This is a genomic window from Bordetella genomosp. 10 (genome assembly GCF_002261225.1).
In the GTDB taxonomy this organism is placed as follows: Bacteria; Pseudomonadota; Gammaproteobacteria; order Burkholderiales; family Burkholderiaceae_B; genus Bordetella_C.
Map to the genome: position 1 here is coordinate 41411 of NZ_NEVM01000002.1, position 15968 is coordinate 57378.

Sequence of the window (15968 nt, forward strand, 5' to 3'; positions counted from 1 at the left end):
ATAAAAAAGCCAGGACGGCACGGATCCGTTCTGGCGCGAAGAAAAATCGGGCTGGCCGATCAAAACGTCGATTGTACCCCAGGGGGGAGCGGGGACCAAACCCATCCCTTTTTCCTATTGCCAGGCCGCGAGAAGCGGCTTGGCAACAGGATCGATGGATGCATGCGGAGTGCAAGCGCCATGCCCTGGCGGGGCATGTCCGCGCTTGTTCCGCCTGGTCAATGGCCGTTATGCGTGGCCGTTATGCATGGCCATCATGCGGACTCACTGCAGGACGATGTTGGCCTGCTTGACCAGCGCCTGCACCACCGGCAGTTCGGACTTGATCTGCGCGGTGAGCGCCTGCGGCGTGCCGTCGCTCGGCTGGATGCCCATTTCCAGCATCTTCCGGCGCACCGTCTCGTCCTTCAGCGCATCGGCCAGGGCCCCCTGGAGCTTGCCCAGGACGTCGGGCGGCGTGCCCTTGGGCGCGACGAAGCTGAACCAGGCGGTCATGTCGAAGCCGGGGTAGCCCTGTTCGGCGATGGTCGCCAGCTTGGGTTCGCTCTCCAGGCGCTGGCTGCTGGTGATGCCGAAGACCTGCACCCTGCCGGCGTCGGCCTGCGGCATGCCCGTGGCGACCATGTCGAAGAACAGGTCGACGTCGCCGCCGATCAGGGCCGGCAGGGCCTGGCTGGCGCCCTTGAAGGGCACGTGCAGGATGTCGATGCCGGTCTGCGACTTGAAGCGTTCGGCCGCGAGGTGCGAGGACGTACCCGGACCGAAGGAGGCGAAGGTCAGCTTGCCCGGATGCTTCTTGGCATAGGCGACCAGGCCGGCGGTGTCGTGGAACGGTTCCTTGGGACCGGCCAGCAGCACCAGCGGACCGATGCCGACCATGCCGATCGGCGCGTAGCCGTCCGGGTCGTAGGGCAGGTCCTTGTACAGGAAGCGGTTGGTCACCAGCGTGGAGTTGGTGGCCATGAGGATGGTGTAGCCGTCCGGCGCCTCGCGCTGCACGTAGGAGGCGCCGATGGAGGTGCCCGCCCCGGCGCGGTTCTCCACGATGATCGAGGCCTTCAGGTCCTTGCCCATGCGTTCGGCCAGCAGGCGGGTCAGCACGTCGGTGGCGCCGCCGGCCGGGAAGGGCGACACCACCTTGATGGGCCGTTCCGGATAGTGGGCGCTGGCCGCGCCGCAGGCGCCTGCCAGGGCCAGGGCGGCAAAAAGCTTGAGCCAAGGTCGCATGAAAAAAATCCCCCTCAGGAAAAGCGCGGTGAAAAAAGGCCCCCAAGCCGCGCGGCTGCGCCGCTTGCTGCCCCCCGAGGGGGCGCTTTTCATCTTGGGAGCGGCCCGGCGATGAAAAAACCGGCGCGATTCGTTAAATTCCGTATGTCGGAATTAAATTTTGTCTTTCGGAATTCAATATAAAAAGGGATGTCGCCGAATGCAATCCTTTCGCCCTCAAGGAAAACCCCAGGTTGAGCAGGCGCCCGCGGTGCGCGATCGCGCCGGGCGGCGCCGGCGCGCGCCGGTCGCCGAGGGCGCGGAACGATCGGCCGATTTCATTACCGCCCTGGCGCGCGGGCTGCAGGTCCTGCGCTGTTTCCAGGACGGCAGCGGCGCGCTGGGCAATCTCGAGCTGGCGCGGTTGACCGGACTGCCCAAGGCCACGCTCAGCCGCATCACCTATACGCTGACCGAACTGGGTTACCTGCGCTACGACCGCGACAGCGGCCGCTACGCGCCGGGCCATGGCGTGCTGACCCTGGGCCTGGGGCTGCTGTCGGGGCTGGAGGTGCGCCAGTTGGCCAAGCCCGCCATGCAGTCCCTGGCGCAGCAGACGGGCGGGGCCCTGGCCCTGGGCACCTGCGACGGCGACGCCATGGCCTACGTCGAGGCCATCCACGGTTCCTCGGCCCTGTACCTGCGCCTGCCGGTCGGCTGCCGGGTGAGCATGGACAGCGCCATGGGGCGCGCCTACCTGGCGCTGCTGCCGGCGCCCGCCCGCCGCGACATGCTGGCGCGCCTGGGCCCGCTGGCGCCCGCGCCCGAGGTCGTCGGCCGTTGCGTCGACGACCTGGCCGCCACGGGCTGCTGTTTCGCGATGGGCGAATGGCAATCCGGCATCAACGCCGCCGCCGCGCCTTTCGAATCCGCGACGGGCGAGGGCATCTTCGTCATCAGTTGCGGCGGCCCCGCCACCTTGCTCCCCGAAGCCGTCCTGCGCGACGAGGTCGCCCCCGTCCTGCGCCGCGCCGCCCAGGCCCTGTCGCGCCCCGCCGCATAGGCGCCGGCCGTCCCGTCTCCCGGTCTTCCGGCCCCTGGACCTGCCGGCCCCCCGGTGTCCACCATCGAGGGGCCGCGCGCCATGCGGCTAGGGAACCTTCCCCTTGCTACAATCCCAGGATTCTTCCCACGCATTTCGGAGATCCGCTTGGCGTCCAGGCAAATCCCCCCCGTTCCCCCCGCGGCCGAGCCGGCCGAGGCCGCTGCCTTGCCGCAGGATTTCGAAGGCGCGCTGGCGCAACTGGAGGATCTGGTCGCGTCGATGGAAGACGGTTCCCTGCCGCTGGAGGCCTCCCTGGCCGCCTACAAGCGCGGCGTCGCGCTGACGCGGATCTGCCAGGAGCGCCTGGCGCAAGCCGAGCAGCAGGTGCGGGTGCTGGAGGGCGACCTGTTGCGGCCGCTCGACCCCGGGGCGCTGGACGACGATACGAACGGATGAAGCAGAACCATCTCGCCTTCGCGGACTGGCTGACGGCCCGCGCGCAACATATCGAGCAGAAGCTCGACGAGTTGCTGCCGCCGGCGGACGCCGTCCCGGCGCGCCTGCACGAAGCCATGCGCTACGCCGTCCTGGGCGGCGGCAAGCGCGTGCGCGCCGCGCTGGTCTACGCCGCCGGCCAGGCCTGTCCCGTCAGCGGCCACGCCATGGCGGTGGAGGCGTCGCTGGACCGCGCCGCCGCGGCCGTCGAACTGATCCACGCCTATTCCCTGGTGCACGACGACCTGCCCTGCATGGACGACGACACCTTGCGGCGCGGCCAGCCGACCCTGCACGTGCGCTACGACGAAGCCACCGCCATGCTGGCGGGCGACGCCCTGCAGCCGCTGGCCTTCCAGTTCCTGGCGGACATGCCCATCGCGCCGGCCCTGGTGGTGCAGGCGACCCAGGCGCTGGCGCGCGCGGCCGGCAGCCGCGGCATGGCCGGCGGCCAGGCCATCGACCTGGCCAGCGTGGGCCGCGCCCTGACGCGCGAGGAACTACAGCAAATGCACGGCATGAAGACCGGCGCCATGCTGGCCGTCAGCGTGGCGCTGGGCGGCATCGTCGCCGGCGCCAGCTCGGTGGCCCGCCGCGCGCTGGACGATTACGCGCAGGCCATCGGCCTGGCCTTCCAGGTGGTGGACGACATCCTGGACGTCACCGCCGACACGGCAAGGCTGGGCAAGACCGCGGGCAAGGACGCGGCCGGGAACAAACCGACCTACGTTTCCCTGCTGGGCCTGGAAGAGGCGCGCCGTTTCGCTTCCTCCCTGCGCGATACCGCCCTGCAGGCCCTGGCGCCGCTGGGCGAGGGTCGCGCGCGCCTGGCGGAACTGGCCGATTTCATCGTTTTGAGAGACCGTTGACGTTCGCCCGGTCCGGCGCTCGCCGGATCGGACGATGTGCATTCGATCGCCCGCGGGGCTATCCTTTACAGCATGACCACAGAACTCCTGGACACCATCGCCAGTCCGGCCGACCTCAAGCGTCTGGACCGCCGCGATCTGAAGAAACTGGCCGACGAACTGCGCGCCTTCGTGCTGGAGTCCGTCTCCCGGACCGGCGGCCATTTGTCGTCCAACCTGGGCACGGTCGAGCTGACGCTTGCCCTGCACCACGTTTTCGACACCCCGCACGATCGCATCGTCTGGGACGTCGGCCATCAATCCTATCCGCACAAGATCCTCACCGGACGGCGCGCGGAGATGGCCCGGCTGCGCCAGGAAGGCGGCATCTCCGGCTTTCCGCGCCGCGCCGAATCCGAATACGACGCCTTCGGCACCGCGCACTCGTCGACCTCGATTTCGGCGGCGCTGGGCATGGCCGTGGCGTCGCGCAACGCCGGCGTCGCGCGGCAGCACATCGCCGTGATCGGCGACGGCGCCATGTCGGCGGGCATGGCCTTCGAGGCCATGAACAATGCCGGCGTCACGCCCAACATCGACCTGCTGGTGATCCTGAACGACAACGACATGTCGATCTCGCCGCCGGTCGGGGCCCTGAACCGCTACCTGGCGCGCCTGATGTCGGGCCGCTTCTACGCCGCCGCCAAGAACGTCGGCCGCGCCATGCTGCAGCACGTGCCGCCGGTGCTGGAACTGGCGCGCCGCATCGAGGAGCACGCCAAGGGCATGGTCACCCCGGCCACGCTGTTCGAGGAATTCGGCTTCAACTACGTCGGCCCCATCGACGGCCACGACCTCGACGCGCTGGTGCCGACCCTGCAGAACCTGCGCGAGCTCAAGGGCCTGCAGTTCCTGCACGTGGTCACGCGCAAGGGGCAGGGCTACAAGCTGGCCGAGGCGGACCCGGTGCTTTACCACGGCCCGGGCAAATTCGATCCCGCCGTCGGCATCGTGCCCGCCAAGGCGCCGGCCAAGGTGACGTTCACGCAGGTCTTCGGACAATGGCTGTGCGACATGGCCGCGGCCGACCAGCGCCTGGTCGGCATCACGCCCGCCATGCGCGAGGGCAGCGGCCTGGTGGAGTTCGAACGGCGCTTTCCCACCCGTTATTTCGACGTCGGCATCGCCGAACAGCACGCCGTGACCTTCGCCGCCGGCCTGGCCTGTGAACAGCAGAAGCCGGTGGTCGCCATTTATTCGACCTTCCTGCAGCGCGGCTACGATCAACTGATCCACGACGTGGCCCTGCAGAACCTGGACGTCACGTTCGCGCTGGACCGCGCCGGCCTGGTGGGCGCCGACGGCGCCACCCACGCCGGCAACTACGACACCGCCTTCCTGCGCTGCGTTCCCAATATGGTCGTGGCCACGCCCTCGGACGAAGCCGAGGCGCGCCTGCTCCTGACCACCTGCTACCGCCATCCCGGCCCGGCCTCCGTGCGCTACCCGCGCGGCGGCGGCAGCGGCGCGGCGGCGGGGACCGACCTGCAGGAAGTGCCGCTGGGCAAGGGCGTCGTCCGGCGCGAGGACGGCGGCCGCATCGCCTTCCTGGTTTTCGGCACGCTGCTGCCGGCGGTGCTGCGCGCCGCCGAGGCGCTGGATGCGACGGTGGCCGACATGCGTTTCGTCAAGCCGCTGGACCGCGACCTGGTGCTGGCCCTGGCGGCGCGCCATGACGCCCTGGTGACGGTCGAGGACGCCGCCATCATGGGCGGCGCGGGCAGCGCGGTGGCCGAGGCCTTGAACGAGGCCGGCGTGCAGTGCCCGCTGCTGCAACTGGGCCTGCCGGACCGTTTCATCGACCACGGCGACCAGCAGGCCCTGATGGCCGGCCTGGGCTTGAATGCCGAGGGCATCGAGGCGTCGGTGCGGGGGCGGTTCGCCGCGCTGCTGGCGGTCGAGGCGCCGCGGGCCGCCGCCGGTTGAGCGCGCCGATCCCGGCTTCGTGTGGCCGCGCGGCCACGGCGGCGGGCTCCGTGTGCTATCGCTTACCTATCGGCAATAGGGTTTTCACGGAGATTGCGCGCTTTTTACGCAATAATGCAAGTCCTTCAGCTTTTTGGGGCGGCCGCCCGGCGACCGTCCGCAGCAGGTAAACCAACATGAATTCCCCGATCGATCGCGCCATCGTCATGCCGGACGTGCAGAGTTCGGCCGATACCCGTCACATCCCCATCCAGCGCGTGGGCATCCGCGGCGTGCGCCATCCCATGCTGGTGCAGGCCGGCGACGGCAGCGCCATGGCCACGGTGGCCAACTGGACGCTGACGGTGGCGCTGCCGGCGGAAGAGAAGGGCACCCACATGTCGCGCTTCGTGGCCCTGCTGGAGAAATATCGCAGCGTTCCCATGACGCCGGCCCTGTTCCGCGCCATGGCGCGCGAAATGCTGCCGCTGCTGCATGCCGAGAAGGGCGACATCACCGCCGCCTTCCCGTATTTCATCAACAAGTCGGCGCCGGTTTCCGGGGTGCAGAGCCTGCTGGACTACGAAGTGCAGTGGATCGCCCGCGCCGCCGGCGACGAGGTCGAATTCGAGCTCGTCGTGCAGGTGCCGGTCACCAGCCTGTGCCCGTGTTCCAAGGCGATTTCCGAGTACGGCGCCCACAACCAGCGCTCCCACGTCACGGTGTCGGCCATCCTGGGCGACGACGTCGGCATGGACGACGTCATCCGCGCGGTCGAGGAAGAAGGGTCCTGCGAGCTATGGGGCCTGCTCAAGCGGCCGGACGAGAAGTTCGTCACCGAGCGCGCCTACGACAATCCCAAGTTCGTCGAGGACCTGGTGCGCGACGTCGCCGCCCGCATGGCGGCGCGCCAGGGCATCCGGCGCTACCGCGTCGAGGCCGAGAACTTCGAATCGATCCACAACCACTCCGCCTACGCGGTGGTGGAAGGGTAGGTCCGCCGGCGCGGCCTGTCTCGCCGCCGCAACGCACGGCGGCGCGATTTCCCTTGATTTGACGGCCGATTTGCACTAATTGCCGGTTCCGGCGATAATACAAGGCTTTCCTGCTCGACTCCCGATGGTTGGGGGCGGGCTGACCCTGGCCCGCTACGCGGCGCCCGCCCTCGCGGCGGACGCGCCACGCAGGGGCCGGATATCCACGAGGAGTTTTACCCATGCGTCACTACGAAGTAGTGTTCATCGTCCACCCCGACCAGAGCGAGCAGGTGCCCGCCATGGTCGAGCGGTATCAGGCGCTGGTCACCGGCCAAGGCGGCACGGTGCATCGCCTGGAAGACTGGGGCCGCCGTCAACTGGCCTACCCCATCCAGAAGCTGGTCAAGGCCCACTACGTGTGCCTGAACATCGAATGCGGCCAGGCCACCCTGGACGAACTCGAACATTCGTTCCGCTACAACGACGCCGTGCTGCGCCATCTGGTCATCAAGACCAAGAAGGCCCAGTCGGGCGCCTCGATCATGATGAAGTCGGTCGAGCGCGAAGAAGCCCGCAAGGCTTCGGCGGAAGCGGCAACGGCTCAATCCGAATAAACGGCCAGGCGGATCGCGGCGGCCACGTCCGGGCCGGCGGCGTTCGCGGGAAACCGCGTACATGCCGCGGCGGGACAGGCAAGCCGGTCCGCATGGGCACCGGACCCTCGCCACTTCATGAACCAGGTCGTACTCAGCGCGCAAGTCCTCGAAAGAGAGGCGTTGCGCTACACCCCGGCGGGTTTGCCCGCGCTGGAGATGTTGCTGAGCCACCAGTCCGAAGTGGTCGAAGCCGGACATCCCCGTCGCGTCGAATTGACGATCGCGGCGGTGGCGCTGGGAGACCTGGCGCTGTTGCTGGCGGATGTCGGGCTGGGGGCGCAACTGGAAGTCCGGGGTTTCCTGGCGCCGGTGCGCAAGGACGCGGTCAAGCTGAAGCTGCACATGCAGCAGGCGACGCGCCTTTCGGGCAGCGATCCGGTCACCGTCTAGTTTTGGATAAACAGGCGGCCTGGGGTTGATCCAGGCCACACGTAAAGAATTCGGGTCCACGGACCCCTGCAAATCAAGAGGCACATCATGGCTTTCTTTGGCAAGCGCAAGGAAAAACGCAAATTCCCGCAGCAGAACCCGCTGTTCAAGCGTCGCAAGTTCTGCCGCTTCACGGCCGCCGGCGTCGAAGAGATCGACTACAAGGATCTGGACACGCTGCGTGACTTCATCCAGGAAAACGGCAAGATCATTCCCGCTCGCCTGACCGGCACCAAGGCGCACTACCAGCGCCAGCTCGACACGGCCATCAAGCGCGCCCGCTTCCTGGCGCTGTTGCCGTACACCGACAACCACAACTGATCCGGGGCCAGACATGCAAGTTATCCTGCTCGAAAAAGTCCTCAACCTGGGCAACCTGGGTGAAGTGGTCCGCGTGCGTGACGGCTACGCCCGCAATTTCCTGATCCCGCAGAAGAAGGCGACCCGCGCCACCAAGGCCGCGCTGGAAGCGTTCGAAGCGCGCCGCGCCGAACTGGAAAAGGTCCAGGCCGAGCGCCTGGCCGCCTCGCAAGCCGTGGGCGAGCGCCTGAACGGCTACCAACTGAAGCTGTCGCAGAAGGCCGGCGTCGACGGCCGCCTGTTCGGCTCGGTCACCAACGCCGACATCGCCGAAGCCCTGCGCAAGGCCGGCTTCGACTCCGTTGAAAAGGCGTACGTGCGCCTGCCCAACGGCGCCCTGAAGGCGGTCGGCGAGTACCCGGTGCAGGTTGCCCTGCACGCCGACGTCGTCAGCGACATCAACGTGGTGGTCGAAGGCGAAATGGCCTAAGGCGCATGGATGCGGCGGCCCAGGCGGCCGTATCCCGATTCGGCGCCGGCCAGCCGGCGCGCGATCGACACTTGCGTTATCAGAGCCGGCCGGGTGCCGGCTCTGGTTTTTTGCCGCAGCCGGACTGCCTCGAGGCAAGAACGCCCCTTCGGGGCGCTGCAAGCGGCGCGGCGCAAGGGTATTTCCCGTCCGACCTTTTGCCCAAGGCTCTTCATTGACCTCCTCGCCCGTACACCAGTCGCCTCCGCCCGATTTGCAGGCGTGGCTGGAAGCCGCCGCCAAGCGGCCGCTTCCGCAGGTGCTGGAGACCGAGCTGGACGGCATCCACTTCGTGGTCAAGCGCCGCCGGGCCAGCCTGGGCGGCGGCCTCAGCTATGTGCTGCGCTATCTGCGCGCTTTTTTCCTGGGGCTGGGCTGCAAGCTGTTCCTCGGCGAGTTTCCGCGCCCCGGCGTCCTGTTGCGCAACGGCCTGGACTTCGAGGCGCAGCGCCTGCGCGTGCTGCTGGCCGACGATTGCAGGGTGCCCGCCATCTGGCACGAGGCGCCCGGCCTGCTGGTGCTGGAGCACGTGGGCGAGGACCTGTCCTCCGTCATCCGCCACGGCAGCGCCGAGACGCGCAGCCGCTGGGCGCGGCTGGCCGGCCGCGACCTGGCCGAATTCCATCGGCGCGGCCATTGCCATGGCGGGGCGCAGATCCGTAATCTGACGATACGGAACGACGAACTCTGGCGCATCGATTTCGAAGAAAATATCGGCGAAGCCTTGTCGCCGCCCCTGGCCCAGGCCTACGATCTGTTCCAGTTGGTCGCCTCGCTGGTGTCCCTGCGCAAGCTGCCCGCGGAGATCATGCCCGGGCTGGCGCGCGACATGGTGCAAGGGTATTTCGAGGTCAATCCGGACGCGCGGGTGCGGGACCGCCTGGCGCGCCTGGGTCGCGTGCTGGGGGGCGTGGCGCGCCTGCTGCGTCCGCTGCTGGGCCGCCTGTCGTCGCGCGACGTGCAGGGTTTCTTCCGGGTGGCCGATTTGCTGCGGGACCTGACCCGGACTGATTTCCGGCCCGACTCCCGGACTGACCCCCGGCCTTGATCGCCAGCCCTGGTCTTCAGCCGTTATCGGCCCCCGTGGCCGCAACCGTGATTCCGCCCTTTAGAGCGTACGCATGAATTCGCCCACCGCCGCCAACAGCAACGACACTTCCCTCGAATACCTGCGCGTGCCCCCGCACTCCATCGAGGCCGAGCAATCGGTGCTGGGCGGCCTGCTGCTGGACAACGCGGCGTGGGACCGCGTCGCCGACGTGCTGGTGGAGGAGGACTTCTACCGCCATGACCATCGCCTGATCTGGCAGGCCATGGCCAAGCTGATCGGCCTGTCACGCCCCGCCGACGTGGTGACCGTGCACGAGGCGCTGATCACCAATGGCAAGTCCGAGGACGCCGGCGGCATCGCGTACCTGAACTCGCTGGCGCACAACACGCCGTCGGCGGCCAACATCCGCCGCTACGCGGAGATCGTGCGCGAACGCGCCACGCTGCGCAAGCTGGTCACCATCGCCGACGAGATCTCCTCGGCCGCGCTGAACCCGCAGGGCAAGGAAGCGCGCCAGATCCTGGACGAGGCCGAATCCAAGGTCTTCAAGATCGCCCAGGAAGGCCAGCGCGGTTCCGCGGGCTGGCACGAGATCCAGCCGCTGCTGACGCAGGTGGTGGAGCGCATCGACGAGCTTTATCACCGCGACACCGAATCCGACGTGACCGGCGTGCCCACCGGCTTCACCGACCTGGACAAGATGACCTCCGGCCTGCAGGGCGGCGACCTGATCATCGTGGCCGGCCGGCCGTCCATGGGCAAGACGACCTTCTCCATGAACATCGGCGAGCACATCGCCATCGAGCAGGGCCTGCCGGTGGCGGTGTTCTCCATGGAAATGGGCGCGGTGCAACTGGCGATGCGCATGCTGGGTTCGGTCGGCCTGCTCGACCAGCATCGCATGCGGACCGGCAAGCTGACCGCCGAGGACTGGCCGCGCGTCACGCACGCCGTGCAGATGATGCAGGACGCCCAGGTCTACATCGACGAAACGCCGGCCTTGAGCGCCATGGAAGTGCGCGCCCGCGCGCGCCGCCTGGCGCGCCAGTGCGGCCAGTTGGGCCTGATCATCATCGACTATATGCAGTTGATGGCCGGCAACGGCGGCAGCGAGAACCGCGCCACCGAAATCTCGGAAATCAGCCGTTCGCTCAAGGGCCTGGCCAAGGAGCTGAACTGCCCGCTGATCGCGCTGTCGCAGTTGAACCGCAGCCTGGAACAGCGGCCCAACAAGCGTCCCGTGATGAGCGACCTGCGCGAATCGGGCGCCATCGAGCAGGACGCCGACTTGATCCTGTTCATCTACCGCGACGAGGTCTACAACCCCGATTCGCCGGACAAGGGCACGGCCGAGATCATCATCGGCAAGCAGCGTAACGGCCCCATCGGCACGGTGCGCCTGACCTTCCAGGGCATGAGCACGCGCTTCCTGAATTTCTCGGGCCAACAGTCCTACTGATCGGACGCCATCCTGGGACGCCCGGCGTGGCGGCATGGAAACCGGACGCAGACCTCGATGCCCATCCAGGGCGTAGCGGAGCCGGCTTTGCCGGTCCGCCAACGCCGCCCCCTCGAGGGGGCCCGCGAAGCGGGTGGGGGGTGGGCTTCCCTCGCCGGTCCGCCAACGCCGCCCCCTCGAGGGGGCCCGCGAAGGGGGTAGGGGGTGGGCTTCCCCCGCCGTCCGCCAACGCCGCCCCCTCGAGGGGGCCCGCGAAGCGGGTAGGGGGTGGGTCTCCCCTTTTCAGTGGTGGTCGTCTTTCTCATGCGGATCCACCGGGCGGTTCGCCCAGCGGCTGGCCAGCACGGCGCAGACCATCAACTGGATCTGGTGGAACAGCATCAGCGGCAGCACGATGGCGCCGACGGCGTGGCCGGCGAACAGCACCTGGGCCATGGGAACGCCGCTGGCCAGGCTCTTCTTGGAGCCGCAGAACAGCAGCGTGATGCGGTCGGGCAGGTTGAAGCCGAAGAGGCGGCCGGCCAGCGTGGTCGCCAGCAGGGCCACCGCCAGGATGGCGGCGCAGGCCACGACCAGGCCCGCCAGGGCGTCCAGCGGCGTGTTGTGCCACAGGCCTTCGTTGACGGCTTCGGAGAAGGCCGTGTAGACCACCAGCAGGATGGAGCCCTGGTCGACGAACTTCAGCATGGCCTTGCGCTTGTGCACCCAGGCGCCGATCCAGCGGCGCATGATCTGGCCCACGATGAAGGGCAGCAGCAGTTGCAGCATGATCTTGCCGACCGCGTCGAAGGACACCGGCGCGCTGCTGGCGTTGTGGATCACCACGCCCACCAGCAGCGGCGTAATGAAGATGCCCAGCAGGCTGGAAGCCGACGCGCTGCATACCGCGGCGGGCACGTTGCCGCGCGCCATCGAGGTGAATGCGATGGCGGACTGCACGGTGGCCGGCAGGCAGCACAGGAACAGGATGCCCAGGTAGAGCTCGGGCGTGACCAGCGGCGCCAGCACCGGACGCAGCAGCAGGCCGATGACCGGGAAGAGAATGAAGGTCGCCGAGAAGATCACGCTGTGCAGCCGCCAGTGCGTGATGCCCGCGATGATGGCCTCGCGCGAGAGCCGGGCGCCGTGCAGGAAGAACAGCAGGCCCACCGCGATGTTCGTCAGGGTATTGAAGAACTTGATCCCCTGGCCGTGCGCGGGCACCAGGCTGGCGATGATGACGGTGGTGACGAGGAAGAGAGTAAAACGGTCCGGCAGAAGACTGGCTATGCGTTTCATGGAGGTGGCTGGCCGCCGGAGCGACCGCGCGCATGGAAACGCCCAGGATCGCATCCCGGCGTGGATCGAGGGATGGAAGAAATCGAATGCTGCGCATTGTACTTCCCCGGGGGTACAGGGGCCTGAAGTGTTGTTTTTCGCCGTTTCAGCCGGGGCCCGCCGCCAGCCGGGCCACCTCGCCGGCGTCCGGCAACCGCGCCACGTCCCAGCAGGCCCGCGCCAGGCGCGTCGCCTGCGCCGCCGGCAGCAGGTCTCCCGCCAGATTCCGGAATTTCTCCTCCAGGTCGGCGTCGCTCATCGGCCGCGCCAGCGTGCCCAGGGCCTCGGGGACATGGCGATCCAGCCGGCGGCCGTCCTTCAGCACGATGCTTACGCGGCCTTCCAGCTTGCGCATGGCCGGATCCAGTTCGGCGGTCACGCGCCGGCGCAGGGCGACCACGCGCGGATCCAGCACGGCGGCGGTGCCGAACTGCGTTTCGCCGGCCGCGCCGTAGACCAGGGCCGCGGCCAGGGCGTGGTAGACGCTGAACTTGCCTTCCAGCCCGGTGCGCGGCTCGGGCTTGGCGGTCAACTCCATGACCAGCGGCCCCACGGTGGCATGCACCGCCTCGATATCCTCGGGCGCCAGGCCGTATTCCCGCCGCAATTGCAGGCAGGCGTCGATCGCGGCATGCTGCACCAGGCCGCAGGCGAACGGCTTGTACATGTTCTTCAGCAGCTCGTAGCTTTCGCCCAGCCCCGTCGTGATGACCGACGGGTCGAAGCGCGAGGACATCACCTGGCCGAAGCCGCGCTTCGCCTCCAGGGCCCGCGTCGAACTGGTGTAGCCGCTCTGCGCCATCAGCGCCGCGCTCAGGCCGTTCTGCGCGGCCTTGCCGGGATGCAGGCTCTTGCACATGCTGCCGAACATTTCGCGCAGGCCGGCGGACTGCGTGGCCGCGATGCCCAGCGCCCAGGCCATCCGCGTCTCGTCCAGCCCCAGCAGCTTGCCGGCGGCCGCGGCCGCGCCGAAGACGCCGGCGGTGCCGGTGATGTGCCAGCCGCGGTCGTAGTGCTCGGGAAACACCGACAGCGCGATGCGGATCTCCGCTTCCACCCCCAGGACGTAGGCATGCACCAGTTCGCGGCCGCTGTGGCGCTTCCACTCGGCCAGCGCCAGGATGGCCGGCACCACCGGCGCGCTGGGATGCACGGCGCGGTAGTGCGTGTCGTCGAAATCCAGGACGTGCGAGCCGATGCCGTTGACGAGCGCGGCGTGCAGGATGTCGGCGCGTTGCGCGCGGCCGGCGATCTGGGCTTGCGGCGGGCCGAAGAAGGGGGCGTGCGCATCCAGCACGGCCTGCACGGTCTCATGGCGCGCCGCGCCCAGGGCGCAACCCATCCAGTTGAGCAGGCCGCGCGAGGCCTCGTGGATCACGGCGGGGGGCAGGTCTTCGTAGCGCGCGTCGACCAGGTAGCGGGCGAGGGCGAGGGTGACGGGCGGGTCGGTTTGCGGCGTGGCGGAGGTTTGCATGGGAAGCCGGTCGAGGTGGTCTCGGTCGATGAGGTGTGAGTCGATGCCGTATCGGTCGATATGGCGTCGGTCGTTATGGCGTCGATCGATATGGCGTCGATCGATATGGCGTCAGTCGATATGGCGTCAGTCGATATGGATATGGGCCGCCTTGACGATGGCGGCGGACTTGTCGATTTCCCGCTTGACGTAGGCATCCACCTCGGCCGGCGTGCCCTGTCCGGCGGTGGCGCCCTGCAGGCGCAGCGTGTTGCGGACGTCGGGCAGTTGCATGACCTTGGCCACGGCCCGGTTCAGCGTGTCGACGATGGCGTCCGGCGTGCCGCTGGGGACCATCAGCACGAACCACGTATTCGATTCGAAGCCGGCGACGCCCGCCTGCCGCATGGTGGGCAGTTCCGGCGAGTCCGGATCGGGTTGGGCGCTGGTGATGGCCAGCGCCCGCAACTGTCCGCTGCGCACCTGCGGCAGCACGGACAGGGCATTGGCGAACATCATGTCCACGCGTCCGGACATCAGGTCCGTCATGGCGGGCGCGGAGCCGCGATAGGGCACGTGGCGCAGGCGGATGCCGGTGTCCGACGCGAACATTTCCGCCGTCAGTTGCGGAGAGCTGCCGTTGCCGGTGGAGGCGTAGGTCAAGGTGTCGGGCCTGGCCTTCGCCAGCGCGATCAGTTCGGACACGTTCGCGGCGGGCACCTTGGGATTGACCACCAGGATGAAGGGCACGCTCGCCATCAGGGCGACCGAACGGAAGTCCTTGTCGACCTTGAAGGGCAGGTTCCTATACAGGCTCTGGCTGATGGCGATGGACGAGGGCGCGGCCAGCAGCGTATAGCCGTCGGGCGCCGTGCGCGCCGCTTCGCCGGCGCCGACGTTGCCGCCCGCGCCCGAGCGGTTCTCGACAACGAAGGTCTGGCCCAGTTCCGTGGTCAGCTTGGCGGCGACCAGGCGGGTGACGATGTCGACGCCGGCGCCGGGCGGGAAGGGCACGATCACCCTGACCGGCCTGGCGGGGTAATCGTCGGCATGCGCGGGCAGGCCGATGGCCGCGGCGGCCAGCAGCGCGGCGCGCAAGACCGGCATGAATCGGATGGGCATGATCGTCTCTTCGGTTGTCTTCGCGCTGCCCACGCGGCCGAAGGCGCATGGACATGCGGACATGCGGGCTGTGCGCCCGTCGTGGCGACGATTACAGCCCGGCGCGGAGCCGGGGACAATTCGAAAGATCGTTTGAATTCATAGGCTGGGCGTATGAATCCGTACCAACCCAATCCGTACGAATCCGTACGAACCCATATGGATCCGGCGCTAGCGGGGTGGGATGACCACCGATTCCCGCCGCGGCATGTCGCGCAGCATCTGGCGCAGCCGCTCGGCCGCCGGCGACAGGGCATGCTCGGCATGGCGGCACAGGCAGATTTCGCGCAAGGGCTGCGGCCCCCGCAGCGGGCGGCAGGCGACGCCGCGCAGGTTCAGTTCGGGCAGCGCGATGAGCGGCACGATGGTCAGGCCGAAGCCCGCCCGCACCATGCTCAGCGCGGTAACGGTATTGAGCACCTCGTGGTCGGCCTGCTTGGCGATGCCGTTCTCGGCGAAAGCCTTGCGGATGAGGTCCGACTGCGCCTGCAACCAGATCAGCGTCTGGTCTTCCAGCAGGCGCCAGTTCAGCGCGCGGCGGCGCGCCAGGGCGTGTCCGCGCGGCAGCACGGCCACCAGTTCGTCGTCGAACAGGCGCTCGAACACCAGGGGATGCGGCGATTCGAAGCGGGAGCAGATGGCGAAATCGACTTCGAAATCGAGCACCAGGCCGGCGATGTGCGGGCTGCGCGCCTCGTGCAGGCGCAGGCGCACCTCGGGATAGGCGTCGTGGAAATCCGCCAGCGCGTCGTTGACCAGCCCCAGCGCCAGGGATGGCAGCACCGCCAGCGACAGGCGGCCCTGCTTGAGCTGCGTGATGGCGCGGGCGTTGTTGCAGGCGTTGTCGATCTCCAGCAGCCCGCGCCGCATCTGGTCGCGCAATTGCGCGCCGATGTCGGTGATGCGCACGCGGCGGGTGCTGCGGTCGAACAGCTTGACGTCGAGCGCGCCCTCCAGGTCGCGGATCAACTGCGAGAAGGCCGGCTGCGTCATGCCGATGCGCTCGGCGGCGCGGGAGAAGGACAGCGTATCGGCCGCCGCCAGGAATCCTTCGATCTGTCGCAGCTTGACGCGCAT

Annotated in this window: 16 protein-coding genes; 11 read left to right on the forward strand and 5 right to left on the reverse strand. The window is 68.4% G+C overall.

Annotation, left to right across the window (positions count from 1 at the left end):
- Positions 1-264: 264 nt before the first annotated feature.
- The gene (locus tag CAL29_RS09660) at positions 265-1227 is read right to left on the reverse strand and encodes a Bug family tripartite tricarboxylate transporter substrate binding protein (RefSeq protein ID WP_094852850.1); all 963 of its coding nucleotides are present in this window, start codon (positions 1225-1227) and stop codon (positions 265-267) included.
- Positions 1228-1426: 199 nt separating this feature from the next.
- Here CAL29_RS09660 and CAL29_RS09665 point away from each other — a divergent pair, with 199 nt between their 5' ends.
- The 11 genes from CAL29_RS09665 (at position 1427) to CAL29_RS09715 (ending at position 10960) form a co-directional block, all read left to right on the forward strand.
- Positions 1427-2269 (forward strand): IclR family transcriptional regulator, encoded by an 843-nt coding sequence (locus CAL29_RS09665; RefSeq protein ID WP_094852851.1) that lies wholly within the window; start codon positions 1427-1429, stop codon positions 2267-2269.
- 162 nt (positions 2270-2431) lie between these two features.
- Entirely contained in the window at positions 2432-2707 is a 276-nt protein-coding gene (locus tag CAL29_RS09670; protein ID WP_256977490.1) for an exodeoxyribonuclease VII small subunit, read from the forward strand.
- Complete coding sequence (locus CAL29_RS09675) at positions 2704-3615, forward strand: polyprenyl synthetase family protein (protein ID WP_094852853.1); 912 nt, start codon at positions 2704-2706, stop codon at positions 3613-3615. Before CAL29_RS09670 ends, CAL29_RS09675 begins: the two co-directional genes overlap by 4 nt.
- Positions 3616-3687: 72 nt before the next feature.
- Positions 3688-5580 (forward strand): 1-deoxy-D-xylulose-5-phosphate synthase, encoded by a 1893-nt coding sequence (dxs, locus tag CAL29_RS09680; protein WP_094852854.1) that lies wholly within the window; start codon positions 3688-3690, stop codon positions 5578-5580.
- A 176-nt stretch (positions 5581-5756) separates the two neighbouring features.
- A complete protein-coding gene (folE2, locus tag CAL29_RS09685; protein ID WP_094852855.1) occupies positions 5757-6554 on the forward strand; it encodes a GTP cyclohydrolase FolE2 in 798 nt (265 codons plus the stop codon).
- Between the two features lie 221 nt (positions 6555-6775).
- On the forward strand, positions 6776-7150 hold the full coding sequence (gene rpsF, locus CAL29_RS09690) for a 30S ribosomal protein S6 (RefSeq protein WP_094852856.1): 375 nt from the start codon (positions 6776-6778) through the stop codon (positions 7148-7150).
- Between the two features lie 117 nt (positions 7151-7267).
- A complete protein-coding gene (gene priB / locus CAL29_RS09695) occupies positions 7268-7582 on the forward strand; it encodes a primosomal replication protein N (RefSeq protein ID WP_094852857.1) in 315 nt (104 codons plus the stop codon).
- An 87-nt stretch (positions 7583-7669) separates the two neighbouring features.
- Positions 7670-7942 (forward strand): 30S ribosomal protein S18, encoded by a 273-nt coding sequence (gene rpsR / locus CAL29_RS09700; protein ID WP_094852858.1) that lies wholly within the window; start codon positions 7670-7672, stop codon positions 7940-7942.
- Positions 7943-7955: 13 nt separating this feature from the next.
- On the forward strand, positions 7956-8411 hold the full coding sequence (rplI, locus tag CAL29_RS09705) for a 50S ribosomal protein L9 (protein WP_094852859.1): 456 nt from the start codon (positions 7956-7958) through the stop codon (positions 8409-8411).
- Positions 8412-8625: 214 nt separating this feature from the next.
- Positions 8626-9498 (forward strand): hypothetical protein, encoded by an 873-nt coding sequence (locus tag CAL29_RS09710; protein WP_094852860.1) that lies wholly within the window; start codon positions 8626-8628, stop codon positions 9496-9498.
- A gap of 73 nt (positions 9499-9571) precedes the next feature.
- Entirely contained in the window at positions 9572-10960 is a 1389-nt protein-coding gene (locus CAL29_RS09715) for a replicative DNA helicase (RefSeq protein ID WP_094852861.1), read from the forward strand.
- A gap of 282 nt (positions 10961-11242) precedes the next feature.
- Here the strand turns inward: CAL29_RS09715 and CAL29_RS09720 are convergent, their stop codons facing one another.
- The 4 genes from CAL29_RS09720 to CAL29_RS09735 form a co-directional block, all read right to left on the reverse strand.
- Positions 11243-12238, reverse strand: coding sequence for a bile acid:sodium symporter family protein (locus tag CAL29_RS09720; RefSeq protein WP_094852862.1), 996 nt, complete (start codon positions 12236-12238; stop codon positions 11243-11245).
- A 145-nt stretch (positions 12239-12383) separates the two neighbouring features.
- Positions 12384-13751: an MmgE/PrpD family protein gene (locus CAL29_RS09725; RefSeq protein ID WP_094852863.1), complete on the reverse strand. Its 1368-nt coding sequence runs from the start codon at positions 13749-13751 to the stop codon at positions 12384-12386.
- A 126-nt stretch (positions 13752-13877) separates the two neighbouring features.
- The gene (locus CAL29_RS09730) at positions 13878-14852 is read right to left on the reverse strand and encodes a tripartite tricarboxylate transporter substrate binding protein (protein ID WP_094852864.1); all 975 of its coding nucleotides are present in this window, start codon (positions 14850-14852) and stop codon (positions 13878-13880) included.
- Positions 14853-15062: 210 nt separating this feature from the next.
- Positions 15063-15968 (reverse strand): LysR family transcriptional regulator, encoded by a 906-nt coding sequence (locus CAL29_RS09735; protein WP_094852865.1) that lies wholly within the window; start codon positions 15966-15968, stop codon positions 15063-15065.

Coding starts and splice junctions, on each gene's coding strand:
- CAL29_RS09725 (WP_094852863.1), bottom strand. CDS start 13,751: ATGCAAACCTCCGCCACGCCGCAAACCGACCCGCCCGTCACCCTCGCC.
- rplI (WP_094852859.1), top strand. CDS start 7,956: ATGCAAGTTATCCTGCTCGAAAAAGTCCTCAACCTGGGCAACCTGGGT.
- CAL29_RS09720 (WP_094852862.1), bottom strand. CDS start 12,238: ATGAAACGCATAGCCAGTCTTCTGCCGGACCGTTTTACTCTCTTCCTC.
- CAL29_RS09735 (WP_094852865.1), bottom strand. CDS start 15,968: ATGCGCGTCAAGCTGCGACAGATCGAAGGATTCCTGGCGGCGGCCGAT.
- CAL29_RS09660 (WP_094852850.1), bottom strand. CDS start 1,227: ATGCGACCTTGGCTCAAGCTTTTTGCCGCCCTGGCCCTGGCAGGCGCC.
- CAL29_RS09715 (WP_094852861.1), top strand. CDS start 9,572: ATGAATTCGCCCACCGCCGCCAACAGCAACGACACTTCCCTCGAATAC.
- dxs (WP_094852854.1), top strand. CDS start 3,688: ATGACCACAGAACTCCTGGACACCATCGCCAGTCCGGCCGACCTCAAG.
- rpsR (WP_094852858.1), top strand. CDS start 7,670: ATGGCTTTCTTTGGCAAGCGCAAGGAAAAACGCAAATTCCCGCAGCAG.
- rpsF (WP_094852856.1), top strand. CDS start 6,776: ATGCGTCACTACGAAGTAGTGTTCATCGTCCACCCCGACCAGAGCGAG.
- priB (WP_094852857.1), top strand. CDS start 7,268: ATGAACCAGGTCGTACTCAGCGCGCAAGTCCTCGAAAGAGAGGCGTTG.
- CAL29_RS09665 (WP_094852851.1), top strand. CDS start 1,427: ATGCAATCCTTTCGCCCTCAAGGAAAACCCCAGGTTGAGCAGGCGCCC.
- CAL29_RS09730 (WP_094852864.1), bottom strand. CDS start 14,852: ATGCCCATCCGATTCATGCCGGTCTTGCGCGCCGCGCTGCTGGCCGCC.
- folE2 (WP_094852855.1), top strand. CDS start 5,757: ATGAATTCCCCGATCGATCGCGCCATCGTCATGCCGGACGTGCAGAGT.
- CAL29_RS09675 (WP_094852853.1), top strand. CDS start 2,704: ATGAAGCAGAACCATCTCGCCTTCGCGGACTGGCTGACGGCCCGCGCG.